This window comes from Methanolobus sp., from assembly GCF_016278385.1.
In the GTDB taxonomy this organism is placed as follows: Archaea; Halobacteriota; Methanosarcinia; order Methanosarcinales; family Methanosarcinaceae; genus Methanolobus.
Genome location: NZ_JADQBY010000004.1, coordinates 66795 through 90297 on the forward strand (window position 1 = coordinate 66795; position 23503 = coordinate 90297).

Here is a 23503-nt window from a genome sequence, read left to right on the forward strand (position 1 = left end):
ATTCAGAGGATAATCTATGGATAAATATGAACAGGTAATAGAACTGGCAAAGCGCCGGGGATTCCTATGGAACTCTTTCGAACTCTACGGAGGAACCGCCGGATTTTACGATTACGGACCTCTTGGAAGCACCCTCAAACGTAGAATAGAACAGATTTGGCGTGAAACCTATGTAGTCCAGGAAGGCTACATGGAGATTGAAGCACCAACCATCGGTATCGAAGAAGTTTTTGTAGCATCCGGTCACGTAGGTGGTTTCTCAGATCCTCTTTGTGAATGCAAATGCTGCGGAGAAGCTTTCAGGGCAGACCATCTTGTGGACAAGATAGTAGCTGTAGCAGATTCATTAAACAACGAGGAACTTGACAAAGTAATAAAAGAAAACAACGTGAAGTGCCCCGAGTGTGAAGGCGATCTTGGAGAGACATACGAGTTCAACCTCATGTTCAAGACAAACATAGGACCTGGTGCAGGCAGACAGGGATACATGCGCCCCGAAACCGCACAGGGAATGTTTGTGGACTTTTTAAGACTTGCACGTTTCTACCGGGAAAAGCTCCCCTTCGGTGCAACACAAATTGGAAAATCCTACCGTAACGAGATATCTCCAAGACAAGGAGTAATAAGACTCAGGGAATTCACCCAGGCAGAAGCTGAGATATTTATTGATCCCAATGACAAGAAACATGCCAACTTCAGCAGATTTGCCAACACTGTGATCAACCTCTATTCGGATGAGGGGCAAGACAGGGAAGAAGTAGAGAAGATGCCCCTTGGCGAAGCAGTCAAAAATGGTATAATTGCCCATGAGTTTCTGGCATATCAGATAGGACTTACCAATCACTTCCTCCAGCGCGTAGGAATAACAGCGGATAAACTGAGATTCAGACAGCATAAGAAAGATGAGATGGCACATTACGCCATTGACTGCTGGGATGCTGAGATCGAGACCGACAGGTTCGGTTGGGTAGAAGTGGTCGGAATTGCAGACAGAACAGACTATGACCTGAAAGCCCATGCAGGAGTTAGCAAGACCGAGCTCTCAATCTATAGAGAGTACAGTGAACCTAAGATAGTTACACAGTTTGTAGTCAAACCCAATATGGGAAAACTCGGACCACTTTTTAAAGGTAAGGCAAAGGCTGTGGCTGATGCACTGAAAGCCCTTGGTCAGGCTGAACTTGAACAGGATAACATCACAGTTGTAGTAGATGGTGAAGAGTTCACAGTTCCCGGAGAGATTGTAGAGTTTGCAGACGAAACTGTAAAGATCAGTGGCGAAAACATCATACCTCACGTTATAGAGCCTTCCTACGGTATTGACAGGATATTCTACTCAACAATGGAACATGCTTTTGAAGAGGAAATGGTCGCCGGAAAGGAAGACACTGAAGAAGAAGCAAGGATTGTGATGAGACTCAGAAAAGAGGTCGCTCCTGTACAGGTAGCCATCCTTCCGCTCCTTACACGAGAAGAGCTCATCAACCCTGCAAAAAGCATTGAAATACAGTTGAAGCAGAAAGGACTACTCGTATCCTATGACGATTCCGGTACCATTGGAAGACGTTACAGGAGAAATGATGAGATTGGAACACCATATTCTGTTACCATCGACTACGATACACTTGAAGACAATTCTGTGACCATCAGGGACAGGGACAACATGAAACAGATCCGTGCTCCAATGGAAGGTATTGCAGACCTGCTCCATGAGCTTATATACATGGGCAAAGACTTTGAGAGTGCCGGAAAGGCACTCTGAATCCTTTTTTGATCATACAACACTTTCACCCCACTTAGCTCAGGTTTAAAAGTCTGAAGAGTGTATATATGGCAAACTAAGGGCCATAGACATGCCAGAATACATCAGACATCCCTTGATTAAAGCAGATGCTGTTGAGCAGAGGCTCTACCAGCTTGATCTGGCAGGCAAGGCACTTGATACATCAACATTAGTAGTCCTTCCAACAGGTCTTGGTAAAACGGTCATTTCCCTGCTCGTTATGGCATCCCGACTCGAAAAATATGGGGGGAAAGTGGTAGTCCTCTCACCAACCAAACCACTTGTTGAGCAACATGCTTCTTTTTTCAAAAATGTATTTCAACTCCCGGAAGGCGAGGTCCTGACATTCACAGGCAGTGTGAACCCTGAAAAAAGGGCAGAGTTATGGGAGAGAGGTAAAGTTATTGTATCCACACCCCAGGTCATTGAGAATGATATCCTGACAAAGAGAATAAGCCTTGAGAATGTCACACACATAACATTTGATGAGGCACATAGGGCTGTTGGCAATTACGCTTACACATACATTGCAGAGAAATATTATGAAACTGCAAAGAATCCCCTTTGTCTTGGCATCACTGCAAGTCCCGGAAGTTCAGATGAGAAGATAGCAGAGGTTTGTGAGTCATTACACATAGAATCCGTTGCAGTGAAAACAGAATCCGATAAAGATGTCATGCCTTACATTCACAAAAAAGATGTAGAATGGAGACGCATCGACCTCCCGGATGGAATGAAAGAGATAAAGGACCTGCTTAACAACGTGCTTGTGGACCGGTTCAAAAAACTGACAGAACTTGGATATCCCATATATAACCAGAAATACGTCTCAAAAAAGGACCTGCTTGGACTTCAGGGAAAACTGCAAGGAGAGTTAAGAGGTGGTATGCCAGACTCTTCGGTTTACAGTGCAATATCCCTCCTTGCAGAGATTATGAAAGTGAACCATGCAGTTGAGATCACGGAGACGCAAGGTATTGAATCACTGCGCATGTACATGGAGAGACTTGACAATGAGGCATACTCAAAAAACGGCAGTAAGGCATCCAAGCGTCTTGCAGAAGACCTGTACATCAGACAGGTAGTACGGTGCCTGAAAGACTGCGATATAGAGCATCCTAAACTGGAGTATGTAAAAAGTATAGTGCTTGATGAACTGGAAAATAAGCCACATTCCAGAGTTATTGTTTTTGCAAACTATCGTGATACTGCCGAGATGATCACAAACGCACTATCAGAAATAGAGGGAATAAGACCTGTAAGATTTGTTGGCCAGGCATCTAAATACAAGGACAAGGGTCTGACACAGAAACAACAGGTTGAGATCATCGAACAGTTCAAAACCGGAGATTATAATGTTCTTGTGGCAACGTCTGTTGCAGAGGAAGGACTTGATATACCATCCACTGACCTTGTTCTTTTTTATGAACCAATCCCTTCAGAAATCAGAAGTATCCAGAGGAAAGGCAGGACCGGAAGGAAGCACGAAGGACGTGTGGTTGTTCTTGTAACCAAAGGAACCAGAGATGAAGGCTACTACTGGAGCAGTCTTTCCAGGGAAAGGAAGATGCAAAGCAACATGAAAGAGCTTCAGGCATCCATGCCTGCAAAGAAAAATAGTGCCATTGCAGAAGAGTTTGCAGCGGAATTTCCGGATGAAGAACAGAAAACGCTGTTTGAGTATGAACACAATGATGATAAAATAAGAATAGTTGTGGACCAAAGAGAGATTCGCAGCTCAGTTGCCCGAAACCTTGACAGGAGCGGAGCGGAGATCATTGTCAAAACCCTGGAGGTTGCAGATTACATCCTCAGTGACCGTATAGCTGTTGAAAGGAAAGAAACACAGGACTTCATCAGCTCACTCATTGAACAGAAGTTGTTCGAACAAATTGCAAACCTTTCCAGAACGTATGAAAAACCCGTACTTATTGTTGAAGGTGAAAGCCTTTTTAATTGCAGAGGAATGAATCCTAATGCAATACAGGGTGCATTGTCCTCAATCTCCCTTGATTTTGGAGTTTCTGTTTTTTACACCCGTGACGCAGAAGACACTGCTTCCATGCTGATACAAATAGCAAAAAGGGAGCAAGTTGATGAGAAGAGAGAAGTAAACATGCACGGGAAGAAATCTGCACCCATGTTGCCCCAACAGCAGGAATATGTGATATCATCTATCTCAGATATCGGACCAAAGGCTGCACGTAATCTATTGCATCATTTCCACACGGTTGAAAACATTATGAAAGCGAGTTACGAAGAACTATTGGAAGTTAACAACATAGGCCCGAAGACTGCAGCCAGGATTAGAGAAATAGTAGGCAGTGAGTACAAGAATTGATTTGAAATTAGTAAACAGTGGGCGGATTTCCACCCACATCAATATTAATTACGCATTTTTCCAGCTATGTCCATGCAACGGTCGATAAGATCAAGATACTCAGCTATTCTCCTGCCATCGGCCTCTCCCTGCATCTCGCGCGCCATGGAAGTCATCTTACTGATCAGCAGAGACTCCAGTTCAGAAAATGAACCCGACACAGAAGCAGAATCCACTGCTGACCTGACTGTCGTTTTTTCCAGAGAGACAGATTTCTCAGAACTTGCCGCAACCGAGTTTTCTTTTTCTTTCATAGAAGATAGTTCATTTTTTCCAGAGGAAGATTGAACTGGAGCGGGAGCAGGACTGACAGCTCTGCGAGGGTCACGAATATCCTCACAAACAGGACATAATACACGCCCCTGGTACCTGAAGAGAGGGGCACCACAACTATCACAATGTTGTGCCAGCATAGTGCCTCCTATCTCAAGCATTTTAGATATCTTCTGTATATTTTCATCATCTGTGTTTGACATATTATCTCCTTTTTCTCAAAACCTATAATACCAATGAAAGTCTTTTTATAGAATATAATTATTTAGGAATAAATTGAGCAACCCTATTTTGATTTTAAGCTTATCAAGGTGATCCCATATGTCAAATTTTGAACAAGTCATTGTAGAATGTAAACAAAAGTTAGAATATATCGCAAACGATAATTCAGTACCAAGAAATATAAGGCGTTCTGCAAATGAAATTCTGGAAACATTGAGCAAAAAAGATGAACCACTCTTCTTGAGAACCTCATCCAGCATATCTATTCTCGAAGATATTAGCAACGATCCTAACATCCCTGTCCACACAAGGACACTCATATGGGATGTTGCAAGCCAGCTCGAAACCATCCCGGTTGACGAGTAGAATAATCGAACAGCATTATTTGTTCGTTTTTAACCTTTTTTTGATATTTAAACCAACTTAATTATTTTTCTCACACATTTAGCTCTGTTTATACTGTGCTTTTGAAAAACTGTTTATACCAAGCTGCAAATTAACTAAAGGGTTGGAATGATCAATAACATATCCTGTAGTATCAAAAACAACTTTGAAGAAAAAGATAAAGCAAGAGAGAGTACTCTGGCGATTTCCAGAGATGTTGTACGTAATTGCAGAGCAGCAATGTACAAAATACATAACAAGGATTTCAGCAAGGCGTTCATGTTAATTGGAAAAGCAGAAGAGATGCTTAAAAAAATTGACGGGCTGCTGCAAAATTACCCCGACATATACTACTCAGGTTACCTGGAACATGCACAACAAGAATTTGTGGAATGCATAGTCGTTTACAATATCCTTAAAAAAGACAGCGAAGGAGATAAAATGCCAGGTCCTGGTGATCTTAATGTTAGTGATGTTGCATATCTGAACGGACTCGGGGACGTAAGCGGGGAACTCAGGAGACATACACTGGACCTCATCAGGAAAGGCACTCCTGAAGAGGGCGAAACATACCTTCAATTGATGGAAGAGATACACAATTGTCTTATGATGTTCGACTACCCGGATGCAATGACCCATGGACTCAGGCATAAAACCGATGTAACAAGATCTATCATAGAAAAGACCCGAGGAGACCTAACCAATGCAATACGCCAACAGATGCTGGAAAGGGCCATGAAGGATTTTGAAAATAAAATTAATTAGTTCACTATCAATATTACGAGGAAAATACATGAAATTCAATCCTGATGATATCAAAAAAGCGGTAAACGAGGATTTTGACGCTGCATGGAACAATGGAAAGTACTACATCAGTGAAACAAAACTGAATGACCAGTACCCACATATGAAAATCAAATATGGAAAACCACATCCCGTATATGACACTATCTCAAAGCTTCGTGATGCATACCTTAGAATGGGATTCGGAGAAATGATGAACCCCCTCATAGTTGATGAGAAAGAGGTTCATAAACAGTTCAGCCACGAGGCACTTGCCGTCCTTGACAGGTGTTTCTACCTTGCAGGACTTCCACGTCCAAATGTAGGCATATCAGATGAACGCATTGCCACCATCAAGGAAATTCTAGGTGACATCGATGATGAGGCGATTGAAACTATCAGAAAAGTATTACATTCATACAAAAAAGGCGAGGTTGAAGGAGATGACCTCGTACCTGAGATGGCAGCAGGCATTAATGTGTCTGACTCACTGATTGTTGAAATGATAGATCAGGTCTTCCCAGAGTTCAAAGAACTTATACCCCAGGCAACAAAGAAGACACTCAGAAGTCACATGACATCAGGTTGGTTCATAAGTCTTGCATCGCTCATTGAGCGTGAAAACCCACCTTTCAATTTATTCTCCATTGACCGTTGCTTCAGGAGAGAACAGGATGAGGATGCAGCACGTCTTATGACATACTACTCAGCATCCTGTGTCATTATGGATGAGAACGTGACCATCGACCATGGAAAAGCAGTTGCTCAGGGACTATTATCACAATTCGGTTTTGAGAAGTTCATGTTCAGGCCTGATGACAAACGCAGCAAATATTACGTACCTGACACCCAAATAGAGGTCTTTGCATATCATCCAAATCTGGTGGGTTCTAAGACCAAATATTCCGATGGATGGATAGAGATAGCAACCTTCGGAATTTATTCGCCTACAGCCCTCTCACAGTACAATATACCCTATCCTGTGATGAACCTCGGCCTTGGCGTAGAGAGACTTGCAATGATACTCCACGATGCAACCGACATACGCTCACTCACCTACCCGCAGATCACGCAATACTCCGAATGGAAGATGACTGATAATGAGCTTTCAAGAATGACCTATGTGGAAAATGTTCCGGAGACTGCAGAAGGCAAGGAAATAGTAAAGGCTATCACAGCTATATGCGAAAAATATTCTGCAACCCCAAGTCCATGTCAGTTCCCTGCATGGGAAGGAACCATCAACGGAAAGACTGTGAAAGTCTCAGTTATCGAGCCTGAAGAGGAAACAAAACTTTGTGGACCTGCTGTGTTCAATGAAGTGGTTGCATACAACAGTGATATCCTAGGAGTGCCTGACAACAAGAAGTGGAAAGAAGTACTTGAGAACCATTCCGCAAGGACCGGTGTCAGATTCCTTGACGCATTCGCATGCCAGGCTGCAAAGGATATAGAGGATGCCGTTGCAAACGGTGAGACTGAAGTTGAGACAAGAGTAAGGATAGTAAAGGTACCTTCGGAGATCAACATTCGTCTTGAGCCTCTTGCACAGCGTTTCATTACAAGCAACAAGAAGAAGATAGACATCCGTGGACCTGTATTCACAACAGTAAGGGCAACTATTGAATAAGAGCGAACTTGACTACTGGTTCAACCCCTCTTCCCGCACATTGGAGGAACTCAGAAAGCTTCAAAGCAAAGCCATCAAAAATCATAGTGTTGGAGATGGCTATGGGAAAATAGACAGAATAGCTTACGCAGAAGCACATTTTTGGATATAGATCATCTGTGAAATGGCTATTCTGGACTATAACACTCTTGAAGTCGCTGAGAAGACAATGCATCTGTTTTTATGGAGTTTGAAATTGAGCAGGATACCATTATGTTTGACTCCTGACATTTGCCTGGAAATGGTGAAACATTGTCTGAAAGGACATCATCTTCCAAAAACCAGGAGACTTTCCTTATGTATACAGCTGAAGAAAAAAAATGTGCAATAGAAAAGCAAAGAGTGAAATGATGAGTTCATGTGTGTACCCAAATATTGAAGCACTTATTGACGAAGGTGAACCTGTATGTATTACCCTTTGCCAGGATGAAGGTGAAACATCAGACCTTCTATACTGTGAACTTGTACACAAGGCAAGGTCAGGAGAGTCGTTCCATATAGAACACCAACGATGCATGCCTGGAGATTATATATTAGGCATTAGTGAAACAAGCCCTGTAGATTATTATCTGAAATCCAATAGGTACAAAGATATGGAAAATGCACAGAAAGCAGCCATTTCCCTCCCTCGAATCGAAAAGGTTTTTAGATCCATAAGAATCGAGCCCTTGAAAGAAAACAAAGAGAAATTCGACGTATTACTGCTTTACCTTAAACCGGAAAGGGCCATGAGGATAATACAGGCATATGCATATCATTACGGCGAAGGCATTCCGTCAAAATCCATAGGTGCAGCCTCCATATGTGGTGATTGTACTGCAAGAACACTTAAAATGGGAATTGGAATATCCTACGGATGCAAGGGTTCAAGAAAACATAGTGGCTATGCAAATGAAGAAGTGCCTATAGGCATCAGTTATGAATTACTGAAAATAATAGAAGAGGGATTAAAAAATATCCCTGCAACCTTTGATTAAGATAGTTCTTACCTGGCATTATAGACCGGCATCTCTTCCGCATCCACCTTTGTAGTTTCTCCAAGAGCGCTATTCAGCACTTTACGCACACGTGCAACGCACTTCAGATCGAGCTGCAACCTGAGACTTGTAGTCTCACGTTCTTCATAGTAGATCTCATTACTTTGCGTCACGCGATGAGTTGACACCTGATGCCTGAGCAGCTTTACAACTAGCCCCATACTTCCACCTGTGAGATCTTCGGGACTTGTGTGTGTGAGGAATAACATATCGCCCACATTAAGATGTAAAGCAGCCATGAAATTATAAGGGCTTCGAATTTCAATCGTGAGGAGACGGTTCTGCCTCAATTCAGAGACAACGCGTTCAGATATTCCTGTCAAAGCAACATATTCCATGCTATCACCCGTACATTGGGAACTCTTTCCTGGCACCTACTGGTTGTTCAGTAGTCCTTACATCTTCGGCAAGTTTCTGAAGTTCAATCTCTATCTTTTCAGCCTGCTCAATAAGACTTTCTGTGTTAATATTAAAATCATACAGAAGGTTCAATACGTCAATAACCACTGCTGCTGCCCTCGGATCGGGGTTCTGGCTCATTGTTGAGCCAAGAAGACTTATTGCAGGCATCTCGCGTACAAGGCATTCTCCCATGATGCTGCCAGATATTCCGGAAATTGTACCCATCTGGAAAAGTTCTACCTTATCCCTGATCCTATCCAGCATTTCAAGAGTGGTTGCAGCACCAAATACCTTATGATCCTCACTCATGGTTGCAATACCTGCGAGGGAAACTATTTCCTTTGCATTGATGGATTTTGCCCATGTGAGAAGAGCCTTGCTGATGTCATAGGCCACCACAGGATTAATAGGAATATCCGATACGATCATCACCATTTTATGCTCAATACTTTCATAAATACGTACAGGCATGTTTATGAGTCCTTCATAGAGAACTGCAATAGGAGGGAAATGCCTCGAATCAATAGAGCCCACATATTCCATCTTCAATTCATCAATAATCTGCTGACTGGCAATGTTACCTACCAGACCAATTCCTGGAAAACCTTCAATTAATACCGGATTTTCAGATTGTATCTCGGTTGTAATGATCTTTACATTGTTATTATCATAATCTGTTTCAGCCAAACGACCACCTCATAAAATATGACGTACTTAACTCCCTTATATTAATATAACTGCCGTCTTATAGATAAGCGCATCGTTTACAATCATAAATTAAACTTATATGCGATAAGCGGAGCAATTGTTTATTCTAAAATTAAAAGGCGATAATATGGATAAGACAATCACATACTTTGACGATGTAGGTAAAGCAAATACAGAAGAAGTAATGAGAGTATCTGCTAAAAGAGCAGCAGAACTTGGAATAAAATACGTGGTCATGGCAAGTACAAGTGGAGAGACCGCACTTATAGCTGCAGAAGAATTCAAGGATCAGGATGTGAAACTGATTGCTATAACCCACCAGTACGGACTAAAAGAAGGCGGCAAATGGGAAGTTGATGAGGAAAAACTAAAGAAACTCAATGAGCTTGGTGTTGTAATGACCACACAGTCCCACATGTTCTCAGGTGTCGAGCGTGCCATCCAGAAGCGCATTGGTGGTGCAAGCCGTGCAGATGTCATTTCTGACACGCTTCGTGCAGTATTCGGTAAGGGTTTCAAAGTAGCCATCGAATGCGTAATGATGGCAGCAGACTCAGGCCATATACCGGTATCCCCGGATACAGAAATAATAGCCATTGGAGGAACAAGACAGGGTGCCGATGTGTCCGTAGTGGTCAGACCTGCGCATTCCTTTGATTTCTTCGGCCTTCAGGTAAGAGAAATAATAGCAATGCCAAGGGCTAAGGAAGAACCAAAATAACATTTTATTTTAGAATAGATATAATGCCGGACCATCCGGCTCTTTTTTAATTACTTCTGCCCATCCATTTCAGCAATAACAGAAGATTCCTCTTTATTCAATGACTCATTCTCCTCGCCTGCATTACCACTGGAATTCATGACAATGTAACTCTTAAGGAAATAAGCAGTGAAGAGGACAAATAACACAAAGAGACCAATCGCGCTCAGAATTACAGAAAGAGTATCCATAAAAAGAAAAAGTAAGTACCTTGAAGGTACTTTACTGTGGCTTCTCGTAGAGAGCGGTCTTGGTCATCAAGTGGCCTTTCTTTGCGTGTGGCTGCCTGAAGACACTGTTGTTTGCTTTCTCGATCTCTCTTGCGTCGATTGCCAGCTGTGCTGCTGCGCGCATCATCTCATGACCTGCTGCTGTTGTGAGGGTGACCTGCTCGATCTCCTTCATCATGAAGCATGCAGGGAAGTTGATCTTTGCGACCATGTCAGCCATGTGAAGAGCTGCAAGAGCTTTTGCCTTTGCGTATGGGTTGTTGAAACCTGCCCTCTCGATACATTTCTCTGGCTTTGCGAGAATGTGTGGAAGTTCGAGTGCCTTGCCTTCGTCTGCCATTGCGGCAACTTTGTCAAGCTCTTCCTGAATGAGTCTTACAACACCACATGTTGAAAGTACTTTCATTGCGTCAGAGTTGAATGATGCCATCTCTACAGCGTCAAGGAATTCGGTCTTTGCGCCGATGAGTGGGTCAACGGTCATGATAATATAACCAAAGCCTGCTGCCTGGAGTGCCTCACGGTCTTCCTTCTTGGTTGGACCGTCTGAGATAACTATACATGGAACATCCTTGTATATCTCACGAGCTGCTGTTGGACCAGGTGCACTGGAATTTGGGCTGATCATGACGTAGAAATCAGCATCGAATTTTTTAAGTTCTTCTGTTGCTGCTGCTTCGTCTTTGCCCATTTTAGGACCGGTTCCGAAAGAACGGATAGTAATTCCTTCTCTTGCTGCGATCTCATCCTGAACGAGGTCTATTACCTGGCTCATACCTAAGTTACCGAGTTTAATAAATCCAATCTTTGCCATGTAAAATCACAGTAGTGCAATGGGCAGTGTAGCATATATTATTTTTGGAATAACACTTCCATCACACAATCTGGATAAATACATTCTAACAATAAAAATCAGGAGCTTCTGCCATTATTACACATGGTAGCTGATCAAGTATATTTTTAGTAGAAAAATAATCATGTACGACAGTAATTTCTGTTTCTGTTTTCATATAAAGCCTCTCGAATCCTCGCCTACTGGAAATCTACCATTATATTTTACATAATTACTATCATATTACAAATCAAACCGTCTTTTTGCGATATTCTTTAGAGAAAGTCTACAAAAAATATAACTGCCATGGACACTGCATCCTATCCGAAAGCCTTAAAAACAATGTAGCGTATTTCAACACAATCTCGGCACTTAAATACTGTTTAATACGGGATTCAAATTCCAGGTTTGATGAAGTGAGTCGTACTAGCAACAATTCTGATAAGGTTAAGCTAATAGTTTTTGATATGGACAGCACCCTTATAGATGCTGAAACCATTGATGAGCTTGCACATGCCGCAGGTGTGGGAGACGAGGTAGCTGCTATTACAGAAAGGGCAATGCAAGGAGAATTAGATTTTTCTGAAGCGCTTCTGGAAAGAGTAAAGCTGCTAAAGGGCCTTCCACTCGATAAGGCCCATGGTGCTCTTGACAAAATGCCCTTTATGCCCGGTGCGAAAGAACTTGTCAAATACCTGAAATCCCGTGGTTATAAAACTGCAATGATATCCGGAGGGTTTACCATGGCTGCTGAGCGTATTGGTGGAGCTTTGGATATTGATTCTGTGGTCGCAAATGAACTTCTGATAGACAATGGCCATCTGACAGGAAAGGTGAAGGGTCCTCTTACAGAACATGGTTCAAAGGAATCTGTTCTTGAGGAAATATGCCTTAAATATGGAATCAAACCCAATGAGTGCATAGTAGTTGGCGACGGTGCTAATGACATATGTATATTCAAAAGGGCAAGATATGCCATAGCATTTAATTCCAAACCAATCCTTCATGAATATGCTGATATTGTTATAACAGAAAAGAATTTGGAAGCAGTTATACCGATTATCCAATTGCTGGAATCGGAAAAAGGCCAAGTATCGTGCATTAGAGATGCATGAAATGCCAGCTCTTTTGCTGGATCGGGAGGACAATAAAGAAATGATAAAAGAACTGAATGACAAGAAGACTGAACTTAAGAACCAGTCTGAAGAATACAAACAGAAACGTAATGAGCTTAATGCAGAGGCAAGTACACTTGCATCAAAGCGCAATGATCTGAACAAGAAGACCAAGGACCTTATCAACGAAGCTCAGGAATACAAAGTACTCCGTGACGAGAATAATGAGAAGGTAAAGGAAAACAAGGTACTCCGCGATGGGGTCAATGAGAAGGCAAACGATGTATTCGCCAAGATAGACCTGATACGCAATGAGAACAACCTTGGTGGCCCCTCGATCAAAGACATCCGCAAAGAGATTGACAGGCTTGAATTCGCACAACAGACAGAAGTTCTCACAACCAACAAGGAAAGAGAGCTAGTCAGCAAGATCACTGACCTCCAGAAGCAATATGTCCAGAAGAAGCAGCAGCTTGAAGGCAATGAAGAGCTCAAGAACCTGCTTACAGAAGCACAGGAGATCAGGGACGAAGCTTCACAATTCCACAATACACTTTCAGAGTACGCACAGAAGGCTCAGGAATATCATGACAAGATGATTATCACCTTCAAAGAGGCTGACAAAATACGTGCAGAATCAGATGCGGCTCATAAAGAATTTGTTCAATTCCAGGAAAAAGCCGATGAACAGCACAAGCTATTCATTGCAGCACAGAAAGAGATCCGTGATATTGACAAAGAACTCCGCAAGATGAAGAAGGGAGATGTCGATGGAAAGAAGGAAGCTGCAAGAGCAGATGCACGCAAGGATGCGGAAGACATCATGGACAAGTTCAAGTCCGGAGAAAAGCTCACTATGGAGAACCTAATGGCACTCCAGAGATCAGGTGTCCTGAAATAATCAAAATCATGAGGGTGACACTCACCCTCTTTTCAACTGTTTTTTTTAGTTGATTTTATTAATCTTTTTAGAGAACAAAATTATTGTTCACGTCCAAGACGGACTTATAATTATACATATATAGTTTCATCTCATTTTGTACCGCCATAAAAGCACGTGGAGAAAATCATCTACAATATATTGTAGAGCTTACGCCTTGCAAAATAAAGAGAAACAATGATAGGCAAAAAACATTTTTGTAGTATGTCTTTGGAAGTTACAAAAGTGTTACTGCAAGATAGTTTTATAAACATCTGGTCAAGCACTTGGCCAAGTGTGTATAAATAACCTGTCAAGGTATTGAATGATTACAATCTTTTTCATTTGGCAGTTTGTGAGATTTATATTTTATTCGATTTGAGCAAAAGATGTGATGCAATAACTACACAAAATAGACTCACAAATGTGTAAGAAATAGACATAAACAAATCAGAAAAATTAATTGTAATGGCAAATGCAAAAAGACCAGCTGCAATCATATTGAACATATTACCTACAATAAAAAACAAATTCAGTTTCTTGTTCTCATCTTTTATATATCGTAATGCTTCATGGAAGAGGAACCAGATACCACTCAACATCAAAAAGGCACCAAAAACAAACATCATTATGGGAATGCCGTTTAGGAAAATCGATTCTAACAATTTATCATACTGAGGATAAACAAAAGTAATTCCAATAAAAATCGCTGCAATCCCCATAATCAAAAGTGACAGTCCTAGAAACCAAAGATTGCCTATTTAGTGGGTTTTAGGATTACTACCTAATGCTTTTTTATCAGTTCCCATTAAAGATTAATAGTTTTTTTCTAATATGTATTTTTCTTTTAGAAAAATAGTTGTATATAACATCATTTCTTTCTTTTATATGGGTTCCCGAGTATTCCCGGCTCCGTGGGTAATTTCCGTTATTATGGGTTATCTTCGTTCTGTTTTCCTTTATTTGGCAATTTAAGTAAATACGCTTTTAAACAACGTTAATAATAAAAAAAATAGACCAGTAAGTACTAAAACGGCAATTGCAGCAAATGTTAAAAGTATCATCTTCTCTAGTTTTTTAAGTCTATTTACCTTCTCAAAATATCCATTTAAAAAAGAATTACTATTTCTTTTTTAGTATTTGCAACAAACCAAGCATTCAATAGAACACCCAGATAGAATGCAACAAACAAAAGTATAACACTAAAAGCAATACTTAGAATAAATGAAAAAATATTATCCATAGTTGCATATATGCCTTCGTTCTTTATCTTCATTCTTTAGGGGTTATCTTCGTCCTATTTGGCTTATCAATGAATGTGATTTTTGGGCACTCATAACTCACCGACGTCCATCAATCAGCAACTTAAGAGTCCCACGTCCAAGGACACACACATCAGTATCAAAATATCAAAAAAGTAGACTCATCCACATTGCGAGTCATCACATTGTAAAATATAGTCTAGGACTATACATCTTAGCGGTCAAGCTCAAGGTGAATCTTTCTGAACTCAGAATCCCTCATTAAACACGGGCCTGAAGTGAAAACAGGATCTTTGTATATCTTTTTCCATATGGATGCAAGAGGTTGATCGTTAATATTCCCGTATGATTTTGGCATGCATGCACAAGGCAGAACGTTGCCTTCAGGAGTGACATGGAGCCATTTTCTTCCTGCAAAGCAGCCCATTTTCCTTATAATCTGAGGTATAGGGAAAACACGAGGACCTTCTGCATGAGATGCACGCTCTACAAAATCATCGAACTTTTTCAGGCCTTCGGATGAGAGGACTTCCTTTTCATGACCCTGCCACCGTCCTGTTGGAACAATCTCATAGAAAGATAGTTCGTGAACACCAAGATCCTTTGCAAGCTCATAGAAAGCATCGAGTTCATCAACATTCCTTGGAGACAGGACAACATAAATACCGACTAAAATACCTGCATCCAGACCATATTTTATGGCATTGACAGCATCTCTAAACACCCCGGGCCTTCCACGCATGAAATCGTGACCTTCTTCATTTGCACTATCAAGACTTACACTGAGCATGGAAAGACCTGCATCTTTCAGGCTTGATGCACGCTCAGGAGTCATCCCTACACCAGACGTGAAAAGACCCGGAATTGCCCTGGACTGGTCAACATAACTGATGAGGTCTTCAAGACCATCATATAGCAGGGGCTCCCCACCATCGAATATTATGAGAGTTGTACCCATATCCAGAGTCTGATCGATGACACTCTTCACAACATCCGGACTGAGCCTTGCCTTATTCTTAGTGTCCGGGAGAGCACAGTGTAAACACCTGTTAGGACACTCCTCTGTAATTGAAATCGTTATTTGCTCAGGAACAAATTTGCCCCTCATAGCACTCATCTGGCTTGATACAAGCCTGTCAAAAGCCTTGCTGGGTATGGGAGGCATCCAGGTGGAATATATCAACTGGTTATTTTCCACCTTTGAAGGTTTTGTATCCTCAAATATCTCCATCATATCCGATACAAAAGAACCCATTACAGAAGATGCAATACCAGAGGTCTTCATCTTCACCCGATCATTTTCGATCTGGGCATATACTTTAAAAAATGGGTTTTTGTAAAAGTAATATTTGTGTTTCATTGCTCACTTCATCCTGAAGATAGCCCTGTATGAAAATATTGAAGACGGGTTATTTTTCAATATCATCTTTGATACCTGTAATGCCTGGTTAAAAGGACTACCGCCAAGTACCGTAAGATCCTCCCCTTCAAAGACTTTCATCATTCCATTGATCTCCCAGTCACTCATTTTCCTGAGAGTCTCCATGGCAAATCGTCCAAGGTAGTACTCGGTCCTGTATTCATTATTCCAGAGTCTCCTGTATTCTGAAAGGAATCTCTTTGAAGTATCATCTTTTGAGATGGCTGCGGCTGCAACATCACCGCACATCTGTCCCGCATGCATGCCATATCCTATGCCGGACTGAGCAGCAGAACCACCTACAACCATAACACCATCGGCAATTATCTCACCGGGAATGGCAACTATTGGATCACCACCCACGGATTTACTGATAATCTTCACATCGTCGAGCCCTTTAAGTTTCTTGAACCTTTCAAGCCATGCATCGAAAAAATCGGAAACATCCATTCCATGCCTGCGGACATACATACCCAAGGTAGCCCTGTTGCCACCGCAAGGAGAATATGTGGATTTCCAGCCAGGTGCATGATTACCAATATAATATTCAAACAGGTCAGGTTCACCGATGCCTTCAGCCTCTATCTCTGCTTCCAGCGACCAGGCAATATCCTTAGGATATTTAATAGGTTTCAGACCTAAAAGACCACTTATTCTGGAGTTTATCCCATCTGAAACGATTACGAGCTTACATTTGATCTTACCTTTTGAGGTGCTCACTATGAAGCCGCCCTCAGTCCTGAGAACATTAAGGACCTCGATTCCGAAACGAACATCTGTACCGGCATCCATTGCCTGTTTAATGTAGAATTCATCGAACTTCTTACGGTCAAGGAAGTAAGCATCACCTTCAAAAATAACATTCTTACCAGAGGGTGCGATTATATAGGCACCTTTGAGGTTCTTAATAACATAGCTCTGATCTACTTCTTCGCCGGTCCTATCAAACATTCCTTTGAAAAAAGTGTTTGCAGGATGAGTAGGAACTCCCGCTGCCTCCTTTTTGTCAAGAAGAAGAACTTTGCAGCCTTTTGCTGATGCATTCCGTGCTGCCATAACTCCTGCAGGAGAAGCTCCTATTACTAAAATATCTGCATCCATTTTGAACCTCGTGACTACCTAATTATTACCATAAAATACCGGAATATGCCGGAACAAGTATGCAAAGTATTACATCAAGTATGAGAGAACCAAACATGACACCTCTGTATCTGGAGCCCTGGAGGAACAGTTGTCCACCACGTTTCTGTGTTGGGTTCTTTATAAAATCAAATGACTGTATGAGCATCCATCCACCTGCAAGCAGCGCACCTGCAAAGTATATGGGACCAATCTTTGCAGTAATCCCAATGGCTATGGAAGCGATAATCCCTACTGCCCACATAAAAGTTACAAACTTTGATGTTGCCGGGATACCGAATGTTACAGGAAATGTGGGTGCACCCCTTGCCCTGTCACCTTCTACGTCCCTTGCCACACCAGATAGTGTGAAACCCCAGTCAGTGAAGCACATCATCAGACCAAGGAATATTGCAGGAAGCGGAAGAATGGAACCATATGAAGGGTCCTTGAGAATTCCTGCCGGGTCAAATGCCAACCAGATACCAATAGGTACAAGTCCATAGGCAATTCCCACAGGCACAAAACTAAGAAAAGTCATTCTCTTTGCGAGTTTTGAGTATATACTGATGGTGACAACAGCTATCACAAGAACCACAAAGGATTCAGGATTCAGGTAAAGTGCTGCCAAACTGGCTATCAGGAACAGGAATCCCGCATACTTCAATGCCTGATCCCTTCTAAGTTTGTTGGATACAAGCGGACGATCTGGAAGGTTTATCTGATCAATATCAATATCACAGCAGTCATTAAATACATAGGAACTTGTGATCGCTGCATAACCTCCGATAACTGCTATTATGAACAATATCGGGTCCGGCAGTACTCCTATTGTAAGATAGGATGCCAACAGAGCACTGGCTGCAGGAAGGGCAAGATCCATATCCGCTATCTCCGGTCTTAACATTTCAAGATAGGGATTTCTCGTTTTTGAACCTGAAGTGGAAACCAAGTATATCACCAATAGATTATAGTTTGTAATCCCCGGTATCGTATATTAGTATTAGGGTTGTGTGGATTAAAAATGGACCAATTGATTTGAAGAAAATATTGAGAATAATACCTGAATATCTGCAGAATAGGTTAGATATCTAGGTATATTAGTAAAAACTATATCACTCGTTTTGTGGAGGAACTACAGTGACGTTGTCCATTACCCCAAGTTTCTCCACCAGAGGATGCTCGAACCTTTCATTCATCAGGAAAGTGTAGGTTGCATCCCGGTTCAGCTCCACTAGCTTGATGGTGTTCTGATAGGCAGTTTCCAGTGACTCGTAATCAGGTGATCTTACAACTTCCGCATTGAAAGGATATACCTCTGCGAGTTCCTGTGGATAGGAGCCAAATGGCGGCTTGAACACCATGACATTGTCATACTCTTTGTCTATCTTCGTAGGGTATGCTCTTATGAGTACAGTACCTTCGATGGTAAGCCTTTCAAGCTGTTTGTTGAAACGCAGGACCTCTGGCCTCTTTGAGGATTCCGGTCCGCAATAGAATAATGTGGATTTGGATGAAGGGTCACACTCTTCCAGCCATGTGGAATAAGTATACATCTGTTTCAATGCTTCCAGCATTCTTGGATGAGCACGGCAGCGCTGTTCTACAAGCTCCAGAAGGTTGCCTTCCCAGATTGCCTGCTTGACCTCACGCATCTCTTCGAATGTGGCGTAGAGGTTATGCCTTGCAAGAAGCTCGGTACAGTTGTGTGCTTTTTTCAATTCTTCTGCTGTGTGAGCTATACATACAGGACAGGAGCACGGTAGGTATTTCAGTTTATCCACATGATAAGTGCCCCTTGAAGTGATGTAGCGTCTATCCTTTGCATAAAGTGCATAGGCTGCAGAGTCAAAGAGATCACATCCCAGAGCAACTGCTAGTGCGAACATCATTGGGTGTCCTGCACCGAACAGATGGACAGGCGCTGTAGGATCAAGACCTTTTTTAGCGGAAGCAATTACATCTACAAGATCAGCGTAACGGTACGATTCCATCAAAGGAACAACAGCTCCGAATGGATATACGTCAAAGCCTACTTCTGAAAGCTCGCGAGCACACTCCTCGCGAAGATCCTTGTAAGTAGCACCCTGCACCGGACCCGCCAGGAGCATATCGCCTTTCACAAGTTCCTTTGCGGCTTTTAAACGCTCTATTGTGATATCCATATCTTCCTTTGCCTTTTCGTAGGACACATCAGGATGTGTGGGAATATCCAGAGGAACGCCAATGTCAGAACCAATTTTCTGCTGGAAATCAATTATCATTTCATTGGTAACTTCGACCTCACCATAGACTGATAACTGAAAAGAACCTGAATCGGTCATAATAGGACCGTCAAAATCAAGTAATGCGTGCAGACCGTCCTTTAGTGCCTTTTCCCTTAGTTCATCCTTGCGATAGATAATATATGAATTGGTGATAAGTATCTCAGCACCGAACTCCCTCATTTCGGAGGGTTTTATTGTCTGGATATTAGGATTAATGACAGGCATTACAGTGGGTGTCTCGACAACTCCGTGTGGTGTGGTCAGTTTACCAATACGCCCTGCTGCATCCTTATGTATGATATCGAATTGTGATGACATGAGCTTGTAGATGAGGTTAAGATATATTTAAGCTTCCTCTTGGGAAATTAAGCTCAAAGATATGATAATAGAGTAAAAATAGTAAACGAATAACTCACGACATAATTTATAATGTTGTAGGTATCTTTATAAGATATGTACGAACTGCACACTCCCGTTAATATAAAGGCTGTAGCTAAGTACATGGGATATTACCTTATAGCTTTTACATTCGTGCTCATTGTCCCGATGATCGCTGCATTGATACTTAATAACACAGAAGCTGCTATTTATTATGGAGTCACTGCTATTGCAGTATTTATTTGTGGTTCTGCTATTTATCGGGCTTTACCGGACTATGATCTTGAAACTAAAGATGCCTTAATAATTGTAGCACTGGTGTTTCCTGTTTCTGCTTTCCTAAGTGCGATCCCCATGTCCCTTTCAACAGGGATGCCTTTTTTCGATGCGTATTTTGAAAGCGTATCAGCAGTTACAACAACCGGACTGAGTGTTGCACCTGCAGACGTAGGACCTGTTTTCCTTTTTGCCCGTTCATGGGGGCAATGGGTCGGAGGAATAGGAATTATTCTAGTAGTACTTTCTGTTCTGATAAGTCCGGGAACTACAGCATTCCGGATGTACAAGGCCAACTATGGAGACATGAAAATCAAACCAACTGTGGTATCCACTACGCGCACACTTGGTAAGGTCTATATACTTATTACACTAGTATCCATTATTTTACTTCTATCAAGTGGCATGTCACTGTTCGATTCTATATGTCACGCATTGTGTTGTGTATCCACAGGAGGATTTTCAACCCGTTCTGACAGTATAGGAGCATATCAGGGAAGCCTGATACCTGCCGCCATTAGTATCTCGTGTCTGCTGGGCGCCGTGAGTTTTGTACTCTACCCATATCTGTTTAAAAAACCAGAAAAAATTTTCAATAATAAGGAACTAAAATTGTTTCTGTCACTTATTGCCCTTGCTTCGACAATATTTGCGTTTACCCTTTCAAGAGAGAATTTTCAATATCATACTATTCAGGACAATCTGTTCCAGATAATCTCCGCAGTTACGACAGCAGGTTTCTCTACATTTGACCTGTCTATCCTGTCAGAGGCATCTAAAGCAGTGCTGATATTCATGATGTGGATAGGAGGAAATGTTGGATCAACGGCAGGCGGTATAAAGGTATTCAGAGTGCTTTTACTCTTCAAAGTGGTCCACAATGTACTTCTGAGATTGTTCTTACCCAGAGAAACCATTACCCCCATAAAAATAGAAGAACAGGTGATCAAAAGTGAAGAAATCTACAATCTTGTAACATTTATGCTGCTTTATACATTAATACTGGTAGGCTCATCATTTATTTTCATACTCCATGGAGTGGATACAAATAATTCCGTATTTGAAGTATCAAGTGCTCTGAGTACTGTGGGCCTTTCTTCAGGAGTAACGGGTTCTACAATGCCTTTTGTGTTAAAAGCAGTACTGATAATAGATATGTTGTTTGGAAGAATAGAGATAATACCATTGATATTGCTTTTTATGCCTGGAACATGGATTAAAAGAAAAAGAAGCAGTAAAAGGAAGGTGAAAATATGAGAGTGATTGTAGTAGGGGCCGGTTCACTGGGAGTACATCTTACAAAAAATATGATAGAACAGGGAAGAGAGGTGATACTTATCGAGAAAGATGAGACGATAGCTAAGGAGCTTGCAGAAACTCTGGATTGCACAGTGATTAATGCTGAGGGCACAAGACCAGATATTCTTGAAAAAGCAGATATTACCAATGCAAATGCTATTGTTGCCTGCACGAGCAATGATCAGAACAACATTCTAATTGGTTTAATCGCCAGAGATGCAAAAGTTGAAAAAATAATCCTCAAGATCGACGATAAGCAGTTTATGGATGTTGCCAGCAAACTTGGTTTTAATTATATGATCAATCCTTCAAGCATATCTTCCAGTTATATTTCAGATGTCCTCAGAGGAATAAATACAATTGAACTGAGTAATCTGGTACGTTCGAATGTCAGGTTCATGGGTATAATGGTCACAGATGACATTATTGATAAGAATTTGTCTGAAATCCCACTTCCAGAAGACAGTGCATTCATAGGAATTTATCGTAAAAATGAATTTATCCTTGCAGAGAAGGATCCAAAATTGAAGGAGAAGGATGAAGTGATAATTGTTACAAAGGCAGAACTGATAGAAAATGTGAATGAGGCTTTGGGAAGAAATACTGAAAAATGAAAAATCCAGGGAAATAGTACCTGGGCTGAAAAATGAACCCTACTATGTAGAAAATCCTCAATCATTTTTCAGTAACATTCATTATATCTGCAAGTTCAAGACCCTCACTGCCGACATCTGAGAGTTGCCTGAATATTTCTGCTTTTGAGATATATTTCTCAGTTCTTGTTTCATCCGGGCGCTCCATTTTAATGGTAATCTCTTCCTTATTGTAGCCCTTATCAAGACATTCATTGATCAAGTCACCGTATTTTGCAGCGATTATTTTCAGACAATCGAATACCCTATTCTCCGATATTGCGTCTTTTCCATCGAACAGTACCTTCGAAAGTGCGCGGGACTGGACAGCTACTAAAAAGTATTGCTTCATCTTTTTTATCAGCAGCAGGACTTCTTCCTCTTCAAGCGATTTTACTAATTCCTCGTCAACTGTGATGTCATTATCATTATGAAATATCATGAAGGTATTCTTATCGGCAACTACCCTGAATACATGTTCAGAGTCATCGTCCTTTAATAGAGCTTCAAGGTGTTCATCTCCATTATAATCCATGGAAACAACGCGGTGATTAGACAAGTCTATACTTTTCACTCTATCTTCCCTATGCAATAACCCGCCTGAAACCCATATCGGCAAAGAAAATTTTTTGTAGAAATCATCTACTTTTAGTGAGGTTGCATTGAAGTCCAGATTGAACCAGTATTCCATATTTTCAGCAAATGAAATCTGCTTGCCACTGATGCTTCCATCTTCCTGCTGGAGTAAGTATGTATCTATTGAATTGTAGATACTTTCTTCAAAGAAAGGATCCAGAAGGGATACTATTTTGGTGCTTAACTGATCCAGCTCAAACTCTACAGTTTTCACATTATCGTCAAGCTCTTTTCCCAATTCCGTTTTCTTTTTGGAAGAAATAGAAACTATTGATGCAATTGACTCATCTTTCACAATTGCTAGACCCATGTCTTCTAGGTTTTTGTCTAGCTCCTGTATCATTTTTGTGACACCTGTTTCGAATTCATCAAGTATCTTAATCTTACTTTCCACCGCTACAGTGCTTTTTTTCTTCTTTTCGTTGAGAAGACGGGATGCCTTTTCAAGAGGTACTACCTCTTTGACAAGTTTTGTAAAGTCGTGCAAATCTGTTATGAAATCCCGTTGAACCGGCAATTCCGTAGAATCTTGAAATGTATATTTCATATAATTAGCCCCACGGTAAATAGGCAGTCTATGGATAAATACTATTGTAATAATGTTAGCTTCCAATTAAATGACAATAATAGTTTAATAGATTGATCTTCTAAGTTTATGTGCTTGAATGTGTGCCGCGCTTTGCGCGGGATACATTCATTTCTTATTTTACAAATTAA

23 protein-coding genes are annotated in these 23503 nt (G+C 41.3%); 12 read left to right on the forward strand and 11 right to left on the reverse strand.

Features of this window, described 5'->3' with window-relative positions:
• The first annotated feature begins 16 nt into the window (after positions 1–16).
• Positions 17–1762: a glycine--tRNA ligase gene (glyS, locus tag QZZ23_RS02250; RefSeq protein ID WP_292466573.1), complete on the forward strand. Its 1746-nt coding sequence runs from the start codon at positions 17–19 to the stop codon at positions 1760–1762.
• 91 nt (positions 1763–1853) lie between these two features.
• Positions 1854–4124, forward strand: coding sequence for a DEAD/DEAH box helicase (locus tag QZZ23_RS02255; protein WP_292466574.1), 2271 nt, complete (start codon positions 1854–1856; stop codon positions 4122–4124).
• A gap of 44 nt (positions 4125–4168) precedes the next feature.
• Here QZZ23_RS02255 and QZZ23_RS02260 read toward each other — a convergent pair whose 3' ends face one another.
• Entirely contained in the window at positions 4169–4639 is a 471-nt protein-coding gene (locus QZZ23_RS02260) for an Sjogren's syndrome/scleroderma autoantigen 1 family protein (RefSeq protein WP_292466575.1), read from the reverse strand.
• 118 nt (positions 4640–4757) lie between these two features.
• Between QZZ23_RS02260 and QZZ23_RS02265 the strand changes: the two genes are divergently transcribed.
• The 5 genes from QZZ23_RS02265 to QZZ23_RS02285 all read left to right on the forward strand — a co-directional run bounded on the left by QZZ23_RS02265 (position 4758) and on the right by QZZ23_RS02285 (position 8471).
• The gene (locus tag QZZ23_RS02265; protein ID WP_292466576.1) at positions 4758–5024 is read left to right on the forward strand and encodes a UPF0147 family protein; all 267 of its coding nucleotides are present in this window, start codon (positions 4758–4760) and stop codon (positions 5022–5024) included.
• Between the two features lie 147 nt (positions 5025–5171).
• Complete coding sequence (locus QZZ23_RS02270) at positions 5172–5807, forward strand: haloacid dehalogenase (RefSeq protein ID WP_292466577.1); 636 nt, start codon at positions 5172–5174, stop codon at positions 5805–5807.
• A 28-nt stretch (positions 5808–5835) separates the two neighbouring features.
• Positions 5836–7455, forward strand: coding sequence for an O-phosphoserine--tRNA ligase (sepS, locus tag QZZ23_RS02275; protein WP_292466578.1), 1620 nt, complete (start codon positions 5836–5838; stop codon positions 7453–7455).
• The gene (locus QZZ23_RS02280) at positions 7448–7606 is read left to right on the forward strand and encodes a hypothetical protein (RefSeq protein WP_292466579.1); all 159 of its coding nucleotides are present in this window, start codon (positions 7448–7450) and stop codon (positions 7604–7606) included. The genes sepS and QZZ23_RS02280 overlap by 8 nt, the downstream gene beginning before the upstream one ends.
• 208 nt (positions 7607–7814) lie before the next feature.
• Positions 7815–8471, forward strand: a complete 657-nt coding sequence (locus QZZ23_RS02285) for a DUF169 domain-containing protein (RefSeq protein ID WP_292466580.1) — start codon at positions 7815–7817, stop codon at positions 8469–8471.
• Between the two features lie 8 nt (positions 8472–8479).
• Here QZZ23_RS02285 and QZZ23_RS02290 read toward each other — a convergent pair whose 3' ends face one another.
• Positions 8480–8869 carry a DUF473 domain-containing protein gene (locus QZZ23_RS02290; protein ID WP_292466581.1) on the reverse strand — a complete coding sequence of 130 codons (390 nt, stop codon included), beginning with the start codon at positions 8867–8869 and terminating at the stop codon, positions 8480–8482.
• A 4-nt stretch (positions 8870–8873) separates the two neighbouring features.
• On the reverse strand, positions 8874–9620 hold the full coding sequence (locus QZZ23_RS02295) for a proteasome assembly chaperone family protein (RefSeq protein WP_292466582.1): 747 nt from the start codon (positions 9618–9620) through the stop codon (positions 8874–8876).
• A 148-nt stretch (positions 9621–9768) separates the two neighbouring features.
• On the opposite strand from QZZ23_RS02295, the gene QZZ23_RS02300 reads away from it, so the two are divergent.
• Complete coding sequence (locus QZZ23_RS02300; protein WP_292466583.1) at positions 9769–10362, forward strand: pyruvate kinase alpha/beta domain-containing protein; 594 nt, start codon at positions 9769–9771, stop codon at positions 10360–10362.
• Between the two features lie 50 nt (positions 10363–10412).
• Here the strand turns inward: QZZ23_RS02300 and QZZ23_RS02305 are convergent, their stop codons facing one another.
• Both QZZ23_RS02305 and QZZ23_RS02310 read right to left on the reverse strand, forming a co-directional pair.
• Positions 10413–10592: a hypothetical protein gene (locus tag QZZ23_RS02305; protein ID WP_292466584.1), complete on the reverse strand. Its 180-nt coding sequence runs from the start codon at positions 10590–10592 to the stop codon at positions 10413–10415.
• 31 nt (positions 10593–10623) lie between these two features.
• Positions 10624–11445: a F420-dependent methylenetetrahydromethanopterin dehydrogenase gene (locus QZZ23_RS02310; RefSeq protein WP_292466585.1), complete on the reverse strand. Its 822-nt coding sequence runs from the start codon at positions 11443–11445 to the stop codon at positions 10624–10626.
• 227 nt (positions 11446–11672) lie between these two features.
• Between QZZ23_RS02310 and serB the strand changes: the two genes are divergently transcribed.
• Positions 11673–12578 (forward strand): phosphoserine phosphatase SerB, encoded by a 906-nt coding sequence (serB, locus tag QZZ23_RS02315; protein WP_292466597.1) that lies wholly within the window; start codon positions 11673–11675, stop codon positions 12576–12578.
• A gap of 40 nt (positions 12579–12618) precedes the next feature.
• Entirely contained in the window at positions 12619–13479 is an 861-nt protein-coding gene (locus QZZ23_RS02320) for a coiled-coil protein (protein WP_292466598.1), read from the forward strand.
• Positions 13480–13859: 380 nt separating this feature from the next.
• Here the strand turns inward: QZZ23_RS02320 and QZZ23_RS02325 are convergent, their stop codons facing one another.
• From QZZ23_RS02325 to tgtA, 5 genes are all read right to left on the reverse strand, one after another.
• Positions 13860–14219: a hypothetical protein gene (locus tag QZZ23_RS02325; protein WP_292466586.1), complete on the reverse strand. Its 360-nt coding sequence runs from the start codon at positions 14217–14219 to the stop codon at positions 13860–13862.
• Between the two features lie 754 nt (positions 14220–14973).
• A complete protein-coding gene (locus tag QZZ23_RS02330; protein ID WP_292466587.1) occupies positions 14974–16119 on the reverse strand; it encodes a radical SAM protein in 1146 nt (381 codons plus the stop codon).
• 3 nt (positions 16120–16122) lie between these two features.
• Positions 16123–17280, reverse strand: a complete 1158-nt coding sequence (locus QZZ23_RS02335) for an NAD(P)/FAD-dependent oxidoreductase (protein ID WP_292466588.1) — start codon at positions 17278–17280, stop codon at positions 16123–16125.
• A gap of 25 nt (positions 17281–17305) precedes the next feature.
• The gene (locus QZZ23_RS02340; protein WP_292466589.1) at positions 17306–18250 is read right to left on the reverse strand and encodes a UbiA family prenyltransferase; all 945 of its coding nucleotides are present in this window, start codon (positions 18248–18250) and stop codon (positions 17306–17308) included.
• 163 nt (positions 18251–18413) lie between these two features.
• On the reverse strand, positions 18414–19883 hold the full coding sequence (tgtA, locus tag QZZ23_RS02345; protein WP_292466590.1) for a tRNA guanosine(15) transglycosylase TgtA: 1470 nt from the start codon (positions 19881–19883) through the stop codon (positions 18414–18416).
• 135 nt (positions 19884–20018) lie between these two features.
• Here tgtA and QZZ23_RS02350 point away from each other — a divergent pair, with 135 nt between their 5' ends.
• Positions 20019–21476, forward strand: coding sequence for a TrkH family potassium uptake protein (locus QZZ23_RS02350; RefSeq protein WP_292466591.1), 1458 nt, complete (start codon positions 20019–20021; stop codon positions 21474–21476).
• Positions 21473–22132 (forward strand): TrkA family potassium uptake protein, encoded by a 660-nt coding sequence (locus QZZ23_RS02355; RefSeq protein ID WP_292466592.1) that lies wholly within the window; start codon positions 21473–21475, stop codon positions 22130–22132. The genes QZZ23_RS02350 and QZZ23_RS02355 overlap by 4 nt, the downstream gene beginning before the upstream one ends.
• A gap of 61 nt (positions 22133–22193) precedes the next feature.
• Here the strand turns inward: QZZ23_RS02355 and QZZ23_RS02360 are convergent, their stop codons facing one another.
• Positions 22194–23333, reverse strand: a complete 1140-nt coding sequence (locus QZZ23_RS02360; protein ID WP_292466593.1) for a hypothetical protein — start codon at positions 23331–23333, stop codon at positions 22194–22196.
• Positions 23334–23503 lie beyond the last annotated feature (170 nt).